10 protein-coding genes are annotated in these 13,459 nt (G+C 73.6%); 5 read left to right on the top strand and 5 right to left on the bottom strand.

Annotation, left to right across the window (positions count from 1 at the left end; translation table 11 throughout):
- Positions 1-26: 26 nt before the first annotated feature.
- The 3 genes from ACFV3R_RS08885 to ACFV3R_RS08875 all read right to left on the bottom strand — a co-directional run bounded on the left by ACFV3R_RS08885 (position 27) and on the right by ACFV3R_RS08875 (position 3,369).
- Positions 27-437, bottom strand: coding sequence for an SRPBCC family protein (locus tag ACFV3R_RS08885; protein WP_385577852.1), 411 nt, complete (start codon positions 435-437; stop codon positions 27-29).
- A gap of 39 nt (positions 438-476) precedes the next feature.
- Positions 477-635 carry a hypothetical protein gene (locus ACFV3R_RS08880; RefSeq protein WP_385577849.1) on the bottom strand — a complete coding sequence of 53 codons (159 nt, stop codon included), beginning with the start codon at positions 633-635 and terminating at the stop codon, positions 477-479.
- 157 nt (positions 636-792) lie between these two features.
- Complete coding sequence (locus tag ACFV3R_RS08875) at positions 793-3,369, bottom strand: ATP-dependent Clp protease ATP-binding subunit (RefSeq protein WP_385577846.1); 2,577 nt, start codon at positions 3,367-3,369, stop codon at positions 793-795.
- A gap of 305 nt (positions 3,370-3,674) precedes the next feature.
- Between ACFV3R_RS08875 and ACFV3R_RS08870 the strand changes: the two genes are divergently transcribed.
- Positions 3,675-4,799 (top strand): type III polyketide synthase, encoded by a 1,125-nt coding sequence (locus ACFV3R_RS08870; RefSeq protein WP_385577843.1) that lies wholly within the window; start codon positions 3,675-3,677, stop codon positions 4,797-4,799.
- A gap of 109 nt (positions 4,800-4,908) precedes the next feature.
- Here the strand turns inward: ACFV3R_RS08870 and ACFV3R_RS08865 are convergent, their stop codons facing one another.
- The gene (locus ACFV3R_RS08865) at positions 4,909-6,147 is read right to left on the bottom strand and encodes an MFS transporter (RefSeq protein ID WP_385577840.1); all 1,239 of its coding nucleotides are present in this window, start codon (positions 6,145-6,147) and stop codon (positions 4,909-4,911) included.
- Positions 6,148-6,345: 198 nt separating this feature from the next.
- Between ACFV3R_RS08865 and fdh the strand changes: the two genes are divergently transcribed.
- The 3 genes from fdh to nrfD are packed head-to-tail and all read left to right on the top strand — an operon-like array spanning position 6,346 to position 11,742.
- Positions 6,346-9,636: a formate dehydrogenase gene (gene fdh, locus ACFV3R_RS08860; RefSeq protein ID WP_385577837.1), complete on the top strand. Its 3,291-nt coding sequence runs from the start codon at positions 6,346-6,348 to the stop codon at positions 9,634-9,636.
- A 4-nt stretch (positions 9,637-9,640) separates the two neighbouring features.
- A complete protein-coding gene (locus ACFV3R_RS08855) occupies positions 9,641-10,645 on the top strand; it encodes a 4Fe-4S dicluster domain-containing protein (protein WP_385577834.1) in 1,005 nt (334 codons plus the stop codon).
- A complete protein-coding gene (gene nrfD / locus ACFV3R_RS08850) occupies positions 10,642-11,742 on the top strand; it encodes an NrfD/PsrC family molybdoenzyme membrane anchor subunit (protein WP_385577831.1) in 1,101 nt (366 codons plus the stop codon). The genes ACFV3R_RS08855 and nrfD overlap by 4 nt, the downstream gene beginning before the upstream one ends.
- A 162-nt stretch (positions 11,743-11,904) precedes the next feature.
- Here the strand turns inward: nrfD and ACFV3R_RS08845 are convergent, their stop codons facing one another.
- On the bottom strand, positions 11,905-12,129 hold the full coding sequence (locus ACFV3R_RS08845; RefSeq protein ID WP_385577828.1) for a DUF5133 domain-containing protein: 225 nt from the start codon (positions 12,127-12,129) through the stop codon (positions 11,905-11,907).
- Between the two features lie 289 nt (positions 12,130-12,418).
- Here ACFV3R_RS08845 and ACFV3R_RS08840 point away from each other — a divergent pair, with 289 nt between their 5' ends.
- On the top strand, positions 12,419-13,246 hold the full coding sequence (locus ACFV3R_RS08840; protein WP_385577825.1) for a polysaccharide deacetylase family protein: 828 nt from the start codon (positions 12,419-12,421) through the stop codon (positions 13,244-13,246).
- Positions 13,247-13,459 lie beyond the last annotated feature (213 nt).

Raw genomic sequence — 13,459 nt, 5'->3', positions numbered from 1 at the left:
GAGGGCGCACCGCCCGGCGGAAGCCTTCAGCCGGCGTCGTCGACGCGGAGCCTGACCTCCTCGGCCAGCCGCGCCAGGCTCTCGTCCAGCGCGCGCTCCACCGCCTCCCGCGGCGGCACGTGGCCACCCTGCAGGAACGACAGGTGGACGGTGACCTCACTCGCTCCGCTGCCGGCACCGGCGACCTGGAGCCACCCGGTGTAGCGGCCGTCCTCCCGGGTGCCCCACTCCATCCGCATCTGCTCGCGCCGGGCCCGCAGCAGCGCCGCCTCGTCGCGCCCGGTCTCGTCGTCGTGCACGGTGACGGCCGGCGGGTCGGCCTCCCGCACATGCAGCTCGTGCGGCAGCCAGGAGTCGATACGGTCCAGATTCGCCGCCTGCTCGAAGACCAGCTCCGGCAGGGCCGGCAGGGTACGGGAACGCTCGAACTCGGTCATCGTCACTCCTCGGGCAGTGGGAGAACCACGGGACAGCCCTCAGCTCCCGCTCTCGTCGTCGCGGTCACCCTCGGCCTGCGAGGGTGTGGTCCGCGGAGTCTGCTCGGCGGCCTTCCCGCTCTCGTCGTAGTGCCCGCGGACGGCCTCGGTGACGTCGTCGCGCTCGCCCTCGGCCTGGGACGGGGTCGTGTCACTCATCTGCCGCTCCTTCCGTGCTGCCGCCGGCCCACCCGGCGGGGGGACGGGCGGTGCCCGCTTGTCCGTGGCCGGCCGTCCACCGTGCCGGGTGCCCGGTCCGCCGCGGGCCTACGCGGCGGACGGCGGACCGGACCACGGGCCGGCTCCGGCCGCCGGTTCACTCCCGCACCTGGACCGGCGCGGGCTCGGTCCGGAAGGTGAGCCGGTCCTCCGCCACGTCGCACAGGATGCGGCTGTGCGGGGCCAGCTCGCCGCCCAGCAGCATCCGCGAGAGCCGGTTGTCCACCTCACGCTGGATGGTGCGCCGCAGCGGCCGGGCGCCGTACTCGGGGGCGTACCCGCGCCGGGCCAGCCAGTCGACGGCGGCGTCGCTGAAGTCGATCGTGAGGTCCTGGGCGTGCATGCGGCGCCGGGTCTCCTCCAGCAGCATGCCGGTGATCTGCCGCAACTGGGCGTCGGTGAGCTGACGGAAGATGACGATCTCGTCGATCCGGTTCAGGAACTCGGGCCGGAAGTGCTCCCGCAGCGGACGCAGCACCCGCTCCCGGCGCCCCTCCTCGTCGGCCTCCTCGCCACCGGCACCGAACCCCAGCACCGCGCCGCGGCCGGTGATGGCCTCCGAACCGAGGTTGCTGGTCATCACGATCACCGTGTTGGTGAAGTCGACCGTCCGGCCCTGGGAATCGGTGAGCCGGCCGTCGTCCAGCACCTGGAGCAGGATGTTGAAGACGTCCGGGTGCGCCTTCTCCACCTCGTCCAGCAGCAGGAGCGAGTAGGGGTTGCGCCGGACCGTCTCCGTCAGCTGCCCGGCGTCCTCGTGCCCCACGTACCCGGGCGGGGCACCGACCAGGCGGCTGACGGTGTGCCGCTCCTGGTACTCGCTCATGTCCAGGCGCACCATGCGGTCGTCGGTTCCGAACAGCGCCTCGGCCAGGGCCCGGGCCAGCTCCGTCTTGCCGACCCCGGTCGGGCCGAGGAAGAGGAAGCTGCCGATCGGCCGGTCCTCGCTGGAGAGCCCGGCCCGGGAGCGCAGCACCGCGTCGGCGACCGCCGAGACGGCCTCGTCCTGGCCGATGACCCGCTGCCGCAGGTGCTCCTCCAGGCCCAGCAGGCGTTCCCGCTCCTCCTTGGTCAGGTTGCTGACCGGGATGCCCGTCTGCCGCGACACGATGTCGGCGATGTCCTCGACGGTGACTTCGGAGATCCGCCCGACCTCGTCCTGCTGCCGGCTGCCGGTCTTCTGCCCGAGCCGGCTCTCCAGCTCCGTCAGACGGTCCCGCAGCGCCGAGGCGCGCTCGTAGTCCTCCGCGGCGACCGCCTGGTCCTTGTCCCGCCGGACCTGCTCGGCCTCCCGCTCCAGCGCCCGCACGTCCGTGCCGCGGGTGGAGCTGCGCAACCGGACCCGCGCACCCGCCTGGTCGATCAGGTCGATGGCCTTGTCCGGCAGGAACCGCCCGGTCAGATACCGGTCGGAGAGCTCCACCGCCGCGACCAGTGCCTCGTCGGTGTACCGCACCTGGTGGTGCGCCTCGTAGCGGTCCCGCAGGCCGCGCAGGATCTCCACCGCGTCGGCCGTGGACGGCTCGGGCACCAGCACCGGCTGGAACCGGCGGGCCAGCGCCGCGTCCTTCTCGATGTAGCGGCGGTGCTCCTCCAGCGTCGTGGCCCCGATGACGTGCAGTTCACCCCGGGCCAGCGCGGGCTTGAGCATGTTGCTGGCGTCCATCGAGCCGCCGTCGGAACCACCGCCGCCGGCACCCACCACGGTGTGCACCTCGTCGATGAAGACGATCAACTCCTCGGAGTGGGCCCGCACCTCGTCGATCAGGCCGCTCAGCCGCTCCTCGAAGTCGCCGCGGTACTTCGTCCCGGCCACCATCGCGCCGAAGTCCACCTGGACGACGCTGCGTCCCAGCAGGTTGTCCGGCACGTCACCGTCGACGATCCGCTGGGCCAGCCCCTCCACCACCGCGGTCTTGCCGACCCCCGCCTCGCCGATGAGGACCGGGTTGTTCTTGCCGCGGCGGGCCAGGATCTCCACGGTCTGCTCGATCTCCTCGTCCCGGCCGATGACCGGGTCGACCCGCCCCTCCTTCGCCAACAGGGTCAGGTCGCGGCCGAACTTGTCGAGATTGGGGGTGTTGCGCCTGGCCGTCTGGGGGTGGGCACCCCGTCCGGCCTGCGGTTCGCCCGGCCCCTGGGGGCCGCCCGGTCCGCCGCCCGTCGCCGCGCTCGGGTCGAAGCGGGCGGCGTTGAGTATCTGCCCGGCGGTCGAGTCGGGGTTGGCCGCCAGCGCGACCAGGATGTGCTCACTGCCGATGTAGGAGGAGCCGCTGGAGCGCGCCACGTCGTGCGCGTCCAGCAGTGCGCGCTTGACGGCCGGGCTCACCGAGATCGAGGTGCGCGCCGGTCCCTCCTCGCCGTTGCGGCGGTCGATGTCCTCAGCGAGCGCGGTCGGGTCCGCCCCGGCCCGGGAGATCATGCCGCGGGTCGGTTCCCCGTCGAGGGCCGCCCGCAGCAGGTGCTCGGAGTCCAGGTCGGCCCTGCCGTGCCGCGCCGCGTACGAGGCGGCGTCGGAGACCAGTTGACGGGCCGGCTCGCTCATCAGCCGCAGGAAGTCGAAGTAGCCGGGCTCGGAGCGTCGGCCTCCCGTGGACGCCCCCATGAACCGTGCGAGGAAGTCGCCGAACGGGTCACGACCGTGGTTGCCGGGGCCCAGGTACCCGCTGCTCATAAAAGTCCATCCCGCGCACCCTCCAGGAGGGCCGCGCTCAACTCGACTGCGTGCCTAGACCTCCCAGGTGCCCGTGGAGCGGGACGTGACACCCCCGCGCGCCCGGGGCCCACTGTGGAGCGGACTGCCTCGGCGCCTCGCGGGAGGACAGGCCACGAGCGGTGGAAAATGCCCCGGGCACGCTCAGCGGGCACACGACCGGAGGCGTCCCCGTCACCTGCGCGGAGTACCCCGAGTGGGAGGAGGGCGGGGGTGAGGTGATGGTGGGGTCAACGACCCCACAAGCGCTAGAAGGGCGCGGTGCCGTGGCGACTCTGTGCAGACCGGCCGTATACGTTCCGGAACATGTGATCACCCAGGAGGAGACACTTGACCTTGCCCGGCGTCTCCACGCCGACCACCCCAACCTGCCCCTGGCGCTCCGGCTCATCGAGAACACCGGGGTGCGCAAACGCCACCTGGTCCAACCCATCGAGGCCACGCTGCGCCACCCCGGCTTCGAGGCACGCAACCGGTGCTACGAGGCGGAGGCCAAGCGACACGTCCCCGCGGTGGTGGAGCGGGCCCTCGCCGACGCGGAGTTGAGCGCCGCGGACATCGGCGCCATCGTCTACGTCTCGTGCACCGGCTTCATGATGCCCTCGCTCACCGCCTGGCTGATCAACACGATGGGCTTTCCCAGCCACACCCGTCAGCTGCCCATCGCCCAGCTCGGCTGCGCGGCCGGCGGCGCGGCCATCAACCGGGCCCACGACTTCCTGACGGCCTACCCCGAGTCCAACGTCCTCATCGTGGCCTGCGAGTTCTGCTCCCTGTGCTACCAGCCCACCGACCTGGGCGTCGGCTCGCTGCTCTCCAACGGCCTGTTCGGCGACGGCGTGGCGGCGGCCGTGATGCGGGGCCAGGGCGGAACGGGCGTCCGGCTGGAACGCAACGGCTCCTACCTGGTGCCCGACACCGAGGACTGGATCGCCTACCGGGTCAGCTCGACCGGATTCCACTTCCTGCTGGACAAGCGGGTGCCCACCACGATGGAACCCCTCGCCCCGGCGCTGCACGAACTCGCCGGCGCCCACGGCTGGGACGCCTCCGGGCTGGACTTCTACATCATCCACGCCGGCGGACCACGCATCCTCGACGACCTCAGCCGGTTCCTGGAGGTCCCCGCCGAGGCGTTCCGCTTCAGCCGGGCGACGCTCACCGAGTACGGCAACATCGCCAGCGCGGTGGTGCTGGACGCCCTGCGCAGGCTCTTCGACGAGGGCGGCGCCGCCCAGGGCGCCCGGGGCATGGTGGCGGGCTTCGGCCCCGGCATCACCGCGGAGATGTCGCTGGGCCGCTGGTCCGTGCAAGGTGCCGCCGAGGACGACCTCGACCGCGAGGCGGCGGACCTGGAGCGCGCCGAAGCAGCCCGCACCACCACCGGCTGAGGCACCTCCCGCCCCGTCCCGCCGTGGGCCGGCCCCCGAACCACGGGGCCGGCCCGCGGCGCTCCGGCGGGAGGAGAGCGCAGCGGGCTGCGCCTGGTACCGGCCGGGGCTACTCGGCGGTGGGAGCCCCGGCACCGGGGGAGCGCCGTGCCAGGTAGGCGCCGACCACCCCGGCCAGCACCACCACGCACGCCGAGAAGACCTCCCCCGCCCCGCGGAGCCCCAGCCCCACGGTGAGGGCGCCCACCCCCACCACCGGCAAGGAGATGCCGCAGTAGGCGACCACGAAGAACGCGGAGATGGTCCGCCCCCGGTGCTCGGCCGGCGCCGCCGCGCCCACCGACGTCAACGCCCCACGGAACCCCAGGCCCTGGCCCAGGCCGCCGACCACCGCGCCCACCACCAGCAGCAGCAGCGACTTCACCAGCAGCGACGATCCGACCAGCAGCAACCCCACCACCAGCACCCCGCAGCCCAGCGGCAGGGACCGCGCCGGCCCCACCCGGCCCATCAGCCACTGGCCCGCGGTCGACGCGCAGAACACCGAGAAGACCACCGCGCCCGAGACCGCAAGGTTCGTCACCTTCAGGGTCTGGCCGACGAAGCTCGGGGCCACGGCGGTGAAGAGCCCCAGCAGGGAGAAGCCGGCGAAGGCCGCGACGGCCGCGGGGACGAACACCCCGCGGATCTCCCGCGGCACCACCATGCCCTGCGGGCGCAGCCGCGGCCGCGGCTCGGGCCGCTGCACCGTCTCCGGCAGCGCCCACGCCACCGCGGCGGCCACCACCAGCAGCCCCAGGTGCACCAGGTACGGCAGGTGCAGCGGCCACGGGGCGTACTGCGCCAGGACACCGGCCAGCAGCGGGCCGCAGCCCAGGCCGCCCATGTTGGCCGCCGTCGCGGCGAACCCGGCCCGCGCCCGGCCCCCCTCGGGCGCCAGCTCCAGCACCGCCGCGGTGGCCGCCCCGCTGAACAGCCCCGCCGAGAACCCGGAGAGCAGCCTGCCGAGGAAGAGCAGCGGCAGCCCGCCCTCCGCGAGGAAGCACACCGCGCTGAGCGCGGACAGCCCGAGCGCCGTCAGCAGCACCGGACGGCGCCCCAGCACGTCGGAGAAGTTCCCGGCGACCAGCAGCGCGGTGATGACACCGACTGCGTAGACGGCGAACACCACCGTCACCATCAGCTCCGAGAAGCCCAGCTCCTGCCGGTAGAGCCCGTACAGCGGCGTCGGCAGCGTCGTCCCCGCCATGCCCACGGCGAACACCAGCGCCGCCGCGAGGTAGCGGCGGCCACCCCCGTGGTGCTGCGTGCCCCGGTCGTCACGGCGCTCGTCATGATTCCTGCTCATGGGACGCACTGTGCCCCGCTGCGGGGGACCCAAGCCGGCTGCCGGGCAACGGTGAGAGGACGGCCACTCCACCGGCGGCCCCGGTCCGGGACGACCGCCTCCCGTGGGGAGCGGGTGAATCCCCTTCCCCGCCCGCGTAGAACACGCGACCCCGGGAACGCGGGAGGGGCCGATCCGCCCCGAACCGAGGACTCGCCGATGGGTGTGCGTACCTGGATCCAGCGATGGCCCGCCTACCGACAGCTCACCGGCGGTGATCCGTCGGGCAGGGGAGCCGCCGTACGCTCGTCCGTCACCGAGTCCCTGCGCCCCCGCACGGCCACCGCCGACCGGGTGGTGAAGTCCGTCTGCCCCTACTGCGCCGTCGGGTGCGGCCAGCAGGTCTACGTCAAGGACGAGCAGGTCGTGCAGATCGAGGGCGACCCCGACTCGCCCGTCAGCCGCGGCCGCCTCTGCCCCAAGGGCTCGGCCACCCTCCAGCTCACCACCGGTTCCTCCCGCCGCCACCAGGTCCTCTACCGGCGCCCCCACGGCAGCGACTGGGAGCCCCTGGACCTGGACACCGCCATGGACATGGTGGCCGAACGGGTCATCCGCACCCGGCGCGAGACCTGGCAGCAGGAGGCGGACGGCCTGCGCGTCAACCGCACCCTGGGCATCGCCAGCCTGGGCGGCGCGACGCTGGACAACGAGGAGAACTACCTCATCAAGAAGCTCTTCACCGGCCTCGGCGTGGTCCAGGTGGAGAACCAGGCCCGGGTCTGCCACAGCGCCACCGTCGCGGGCCTGGGCACCTCCTTCGGCCGCGGCGGCGCCACCACCTTCATGCAGGACCTCCAGCACGCCGACTGCATCGTGATCGAGGGCTCCAACTTCGCCGAGGCGCACCCCGTCGGCTTCCAGTGGGTGATGGAGGCCAAGGCCCGCGGTGCCACCGTCGTCCACGTCGACCCGCGCTACAGCCGCACCAGCGCGCTCGCCGACCTGTACGTGCCCCTGCGCGCCGGCACCGACATCGCCCTCCTCGGCGGCATCATCCGCCACGTCCTGACGACGGGTAAGGACTTCCGCGAGTACGTCCTGGCCTACACCAACGCCGCCACCCTCGTCAGCGGGGACTTCCGCGACACCGAGGACCTCGACGGCGTCTTCTCCGGCCTCGACCCCGAAGGGCGTTCCTACGACCTGACGAGCTGGGCCTACGAGGGGGTGACCGTCCAGGCGGCCTCCGGGGCCCGGGAGTCCGACGACCCGGACGCGGGCGGGGACGGGGAGGCGGGCCACGGCGATCCCCGGCGCGGCGGACGGGCCGTCCACGAGGCCGCCGGGTCCGAGGCCGCCGGGTCCGGGGGCCACGCGGTCCACGCCGCCCCCGAGCGCGACGAGACGCTCCAGCACCCGCGCTGCGTCTACCAGATCCTCAAACGGCACTACGCCCGCTACACGCCCGAGATGGTCGAGCGCGTCTGCGGCGTCCCGCAGGACACCTTCCGCCGCCTCTGCGACCTGCTGACCGACAACTCCGGTCCGGACCGCACCAGCGCCTTCTGCTACGCCGTGGGCTGGACCCAGCACACCGTCGGCTCGCAGTACATCCGGGCCGCCAGCATCCTCCAGCTCCTGCTGGGCAACATCGGCCGGCCCGGCGGAGGCATCCAGGCGCTGCGCGGCCACGCCTCCATCCAGGGCTCCAGCGACATCCCCACCCTCTTCAACCTGCTGCCCGGCTACATCCCGATGCCGCACGCCCACACCCACGCCGACCTCGACACCTTCACGGACATCATCAAGACCGACAAGGGCTTCTGGGGCAACGCCCGCGCCTACACCGTCAGCCTCCTCAAGGCCTACTACGGCGACGCGGCCACCGCCGAGAACGACTTCTGCTTCGGGCACCTGCCCCGGCTCACCGGCTCCCACGGCACCTACGAGACGGTCCGCGCCCAGCTCGACGGCGTGTGCAAGGGCTACTTCCTGATGGGCGAGAACCCCGCCGTGGGCTCGGCCAACACCAAGATGCAGCGGATGGGCATGGCCAACCTGGAGTGGCTGGTGGTCCGCGACTTCTCCCTCATCGAGTCGGCCACCTGGTGGAAGGACGGGCCGGAGATCGAGACCGGCGAGATGGCGACCGAGGACATCGGCACCGAGGTCTTCTTCTTCCCCGCCGCCTCCCACACCGAGAAGGCCGGCTCCTTCACCAACACCAACCGATGGCTGCAGTGGCACCACGCAGCCGTCGAACCCCGCGGCGACGCCCGCAGCGACCTGTGGTTCATGTACCACCTGGGCCGCCGCATCAAGGACCGCCTCGCCGGCTCCACCGATCCCGCGGACCGCGCCCTCCTCGACCTCACCTGGGACTACCCCACCGAGGGCCCGACCGAGGAGCCGGTGGCCGCCGCCGTCCTGGCCGAGATCAACGGCCACGGCCCCGACGGCGCACCCCTGTCGATGTACACCCAGCTCAAGGACGACGGTTCCACCTCGTGCGGCTGCTGGATCTACTGCGGCGTCTTCGCCGACGGCGTCAACCAGGCGGCCCGCCGCAAACCCCACACCGAACAGAGCTGGACGGCCCAGGAGTGGGCCTGGGCCTGGCCGGACAACCGCCGCATCCTCTACAACCGCGCCTCCGCCGCGCCCGACGGCACGCCCTGGAGCGAACGGAAGGCCTACGTCTGGTGGGACGCCGAGCGGTCCAGGTGGACCGGGCACGACACCCCCGACTTCATCCCCGACCTCGCCCCCGACCACGTGCCCCCCGAAGGCGCGCAGGGCCCCGACGCGCTGCGCGGTGACGACCCCTTCATCATGCAGGGCGACGGCAAGGGCTGGCTCTACGCCCCGGCGGGACTGGTGGACGGCCCCCTGCCCACCCACTACGAACCGCAGGACTCACCCGTCGCCAACGCCCTCTACCCGCACCACCCGCGCAACCCCGTCCGTGGTCTCCAGCGCCACGCGCTCAACCTGTACCACCCCACCCCGGGCGAACCCGGCGCCGAGGTCTACCCGTACGTGGTGACGACCTACCGGCTCACCGAGCACTTCACCGCCGGCGGCATGACCCGCTGGACGCCCTACCTGGCCGAACTGCAACCGGAGTTCTTCTGCGAGGTCTCGCCGCAGCTGGCCCGGGAACGGGGCCTGGAGCACATGGGCTGGGCCACGATCATCACCGCCCGCGGCGCCGTCGAGGCCCGCGTCATGGTCACCTCCCGCATGGCCCCCCTCCGTCTGGACGGCCGCACCCTGCACACCATCGGCCTGCCCTACCACTGGGGACCCAACGGCTACACCACCGGCGACGCGGCCAACGAACTCGGGCACATCGCCCTGGACCCCAACGCACAGATCCAGGAGGACAAGGCGTGGACCGCCGACATCAGGCCGGGCCGCCGCCCCCGGGGCCCCGCGCTGCCGCAACTGGTCGCCGAGTACCGGCGCCGGGCCGGCATCGACGAGCGCACCGGAACGGAGGTCTGAGGCCGTGACCGACACCCAGCCCGCCGGCCGGCTGCCGGCCGGAACCGAACCCGGGGTCGCGGCCGAGGCCGGCCACCCGGACCCGCCGCCCCGCGTCGGCTTCTTCACCGACACCTCCGTCTGCATCGGCTGCAAGGCCTGCGAGGTGGCCTGCAAGGAGTGGAACGCGGTCCCCGAGGACGGACTGCGCCTGACGGGCATGAGCTTCGACAACAGCGAGGGACTGGGCGCCTCCACCTGGCGCCACGTCGCCTTCGTCGAGCAGCCCGTGGTCGGCGGCGCGCTGCCGCCCCCGCCCACCACCCACGACGGGGTGGACGTGCTGGCGCTGGCCGCCGGAGCCGGTCAGGACACCCCGCCGGTGGCCCGGGTGCGGGAGGAGGCCGGGACGCCCGCCGGACCGCCCGGTCCCGACGGCCGCACCGAGCTGCGCTGGCTGATGTCCTCCGACGTCTGCAAGCACTGCACCCACGCCGCCTGCCTGGACGTCTGCCCCACCGGCTCCCTCTTCCGGACCGAGTTCGGGACGGTCGTGGTGCAGGAGGACATCTGCAACGGCTGCGGGTACTGCGTGCCCGCCTGCCCCTACGGCGTCATCGAGCAACGCCCGGGCGACGGACGTGCGTTCAAGTGCACCCTGTGCTACGACCGCCTGGGCGCCGGCCAGGAGCCCGCCTGCGCCAAGGCCTGCCCGACCGACTCCATCCAGTTCGGCCCGCTGGAGGAACTGCGGGAGCGGGCCGCCGCCCGGGTCGGGCAACTCCACGCCGCCGGCGTCCCCGAGGCCCGGCTCTACGGTGAGGACCCCGGGGACGGGGTCGGCGGCGACGGCGCCTTCTTCCTCCTCCTGGACGAACCGGAGGTCTACGGCCTGCCCCCGGACCCGCAGGTCACCACCCGCGACCTGCCCGCGATGTGGCGGCACGCGGGGGCCGCGGCGCTGACCCTGCTGGGCGGGGTGGCGGCCGTCTTCACCGCGTACGCGACAGGCGAGGGGAGGAACCGGTGAACGAGTCGGAGGTCACCAGGGACGGCAGCCGCGGGGCGCGCCCGGGGCGTCAGGCCCCGGGCGGGCAGCGGCCGGAGCAGGGCGGCCGGCGACGCAGGCGCAGGGGCGAACAACTCCTCGTCCCCAAAGCCGAGTTCCGGTCCTACTACGGCCGCCCCATCCTCAACCGGCCCGGCTGGAAGGCCTCCAACATCGCGGGCTACTTCTTCCTGGGCGGGCTCGCCGGGGCCGGCTCGGTGCTCGCCGCCGGAGCGGAGCTCACCGGCCGTCCCCGCACGGCCCGGGCGATGAAGATCTCCTCCCTCGCGGCCGTCACCGGCTCGACCGCCGCCCTCGTCCACGACCTGGGGCGTCCCTCGCGGTTCGCGAACATGCTGCGGGTCCTCAAACCGACCTCGCCCATGAGCGTCGGCTCGTGGATCCTCGCCGCCTACGGGCCCGCGGCCGGCGCCGCCGCCGCACTGGACGTCCTGCGCCGGCTCCCGCGCCTGGGCCGGGCCGCCACGGTCTCCGCGGCGCTGCTCGGCCCCGCCGTCGCCTCCTACACCGCCGTCCTCGCCGCCGACACCGCGGTCCCGGGCTGGCACGAGGGCTACCGCGAACTGCCCTACGTCTTCACCGGTTCGGCCACGGCAGCGGCGGCGGGCATGGCCCTGATCGCGGCACCGGCGACGGAGGCGGGGCCCGCGCGGGCCACGGCGGTGTTCGGAGCGGCCCTGGAGACCGCGGCGGTCAAGGCGATGGAGCGGCGCCTGGGCATGGTGGCGGAGGTCTACCGCACGGGCCCGGCCGGACGGCTGATGCGCGTGGCCGAGGGCCTCACCCTCGCCGGCGCGGCGGGCGCGGCGCTGAACCGGCGCGGCGACCGGATGCTCGCAGCCCTCAGCGGCACCGCCCTGCTGGCGGCCTCCGCCTGCACCCGCTTCGGCGTCTTCCACGCCGGTATGGCCTCCATCGCGGACCCGCGCTACACCGTCGTCCCCCAGCGCGAGAGGCTGCGGCGCCGCGAGGCCGAAGCCGGGCGCCGGGGGGCGGGGGCGGCTGAGGGCGACCCGCCGGGCGGGGGCGGCGCGCAGAGCGGCGCAACGCCTTCGTAGGGCCGGGGACACGCACCCGACCACGGCCCCCGCAGTCCAGTGCGGGGCCGTGGTCGCGGGGCGGGGGCTGCGGCCCTGCACCCGGCTTCTCGCGGCGGTCCCACGTCCGGCCCGTCCGGGGGCGGCTAGCGGTCGCGCCGGACGGCCTCCGCGGAAGGCCCGTCAGGCCGCTTCGCGCGGCCCCTCCTCCAGCTGCCGCCGGGCGGCGCCCAGAGCCTCCTCGATGGAGCGCGTGCCCGTGATGACGCAGAGGGTGTAGGCGGTGTCCTGGAGGTCCCGCCGGGCGCGCAGGACACCTTCACCCCCCGCTGCGTCCGTGGTGCGTGCCAACAGGGTCTCGTAGCGGCGGAGCAGTCTCCGCAACACCGCCGGGTGCGCCCTCAGCATGCCGTACCTCCGCAACGCGTAGCGCCGAAAGGGGACAGGGCGGCCGACCTCCCCAGGTGCCGCCACCCCGTGAGGCAGCCTGCCCGGCCGCCGCGGGGTCATCCCCGTTGTGCACAAACCGTGACCTTCTCCGCGCCGCGGGCTTCCCCGGCCCGGAGGTCCGACCGGTGCGTCCACCTTCCTACCAGACAGTCGCCTTTCACGGTTTCCTGCTGTGAACGGGTGGTTCTGGCGGCGTGTCGGAGGCTTGGGGGTTCTTCGGGGCCTTTGGTGTGGCATGGACGAAACCATGGAGACCGACAATCACCTCCACCCGCGCAGAGCGCTCCTGGGCGGCGCGTTCGTGCTCGGCCTGTGCGCGCTGAACCGAGTCCTGACCGCCTCCGACCCGCTCCCCGCCGGCGGTCGCATACCCCTGCCGGCGGCCGGATCGGCGAGCCCGCACCTCGCGGCACGTCCCCGGCCACCGGCCTCCGCGTCCGCGTCACCTTCGCCCGGCGCCGCAGGCAGCCGGCACCGCGCGCCGAGGACCGTCACGTACACCCTCCCGCCGGACCGCCGTGAGATCGCCCTCTCCTTCGACGACGGGCCCAGCGCCGAGTACACCCCGGGCATACTCGAGGTGCTCCGCCGCAACGGTGTCCGCGCGACCTTCTGCGTCATCGGCCGGAACGCCGTGGAACACCCCGACCTGCTGCGGGCCGTCACCGACGCCGGACACCTGATAGCCAACCACTCCTGGAGCCACGCCCAGTTGACGGGGCTGCCCGAGCAGGAGGCCCGCGAGGAGCTGAGCCGCACCAGCGACGTCATAGAACGCACCCTCGGTGCCCCGCCGGTGATCGCCCGCGCCCCCTACGGCGACTGGAACGACGCCACACTGCGGATCTGCGCCGAACTGGGCATGAGCCCGCTGGGCTGGTCGGTCGACACCGACGACTGGGAGATGCCGGGGGTGGCCCGGATCGTGCGGACCGTCATGGCCGAGGTCCGGCCCGGGTCGGTGATCCTCTCCCACGACGGGGGCGGCAACCGGGTCCAGAGCATCAGCGCGCTGGCCGCCTACCTGCCCCGTCTCCTGGACGCCGGCTACCGGCCGGTGCTCCCGACGATGTGAGGCAGCCCGCGGTCCGGCAGCGGTCGCCGCGCCCCCGAGCGCCGGGGACGTGGGAACGGAACGGTTCCCGCCACTGCCGTAACGTTCCTGCACCGGCCGCGTTGTACCGGACGACACTGACAGGTACCGCGTCCCCCACGTCGGCACCCGGAGCCCCCGGCCACCGGCCGGGGGCTCGTCCACGTCCGTCCCGTTGCCCTCCCGGAGTGGTGG

Origin of the sequence: Streptomyces sp. NPDC059740 (assembly GCF_042733155.1) — a bacterium.
Lineage (GTDB): Bacteria > Actinomycetota > Actinomycetes > Streptomycetales > Streptomycetaceae > Streptomyces.
The sequence above is the reverse complement of the archived record's forward strand: the minus strand, read 5'-3'. Positions and strand labels throughout refer to the sequence as shown.

Excerpts from the sequence above, each read along its gene's own strand:
- ACFV3R_RS08885 (WP_385577852.1), bottom strand. The coding sequence starts at position 437 with ATGACCGAGTTCGAGCGTTCCCGTACCCTGCCGGCCCTGCCGGAGCTG.
- ACFV3R_RS08880 (WP_385577849.1), bottom strand. The coding sequence starts at position 635 with ATGAGTGACACGACCCCGTCCCAGGCCGAGGGCGAGCGCGACGACGTC.
- ACFV3R_RS08875 (WP_385577846.1), bottom strand. The coding sequence starts at position 3,369 with ATGAGCAGCGGGTACCTGGGCCCCGGCAACCACGGTCGTGACCCGTTC.
- ACFV3R_RS08865 (WP_385577840.1), bottom strand. The coding sequence starts at position 6,147 with ATGAGCAGGAATCATGACGAGCGCCGTGACGACCGGGGCACGCAGCAC.
- fdh (WP_385577837.1), top strand. The coding sequence starts at position 6,346 with ATGGGTGTGCGTACCTGGATCCAGCGATGGCCCGCCTACCGACAGCTC.
- ACFV3R_RS08845 (WP_385577828.1), bottom strand. The coding sequence starts at position 12,129 with ATGCTGAGGGCGCACCCGGCGGTGTTGCGGAGACTGCTCCGCCGCTAC.
- ACFV3R_RS08840 (WP_385577825.1), top strand. The coding sequence starts at position 12,419 with ATGGAGACCGACAATCACCTCCACCCGCGCAGAGCGCTCCTGGGCGGC.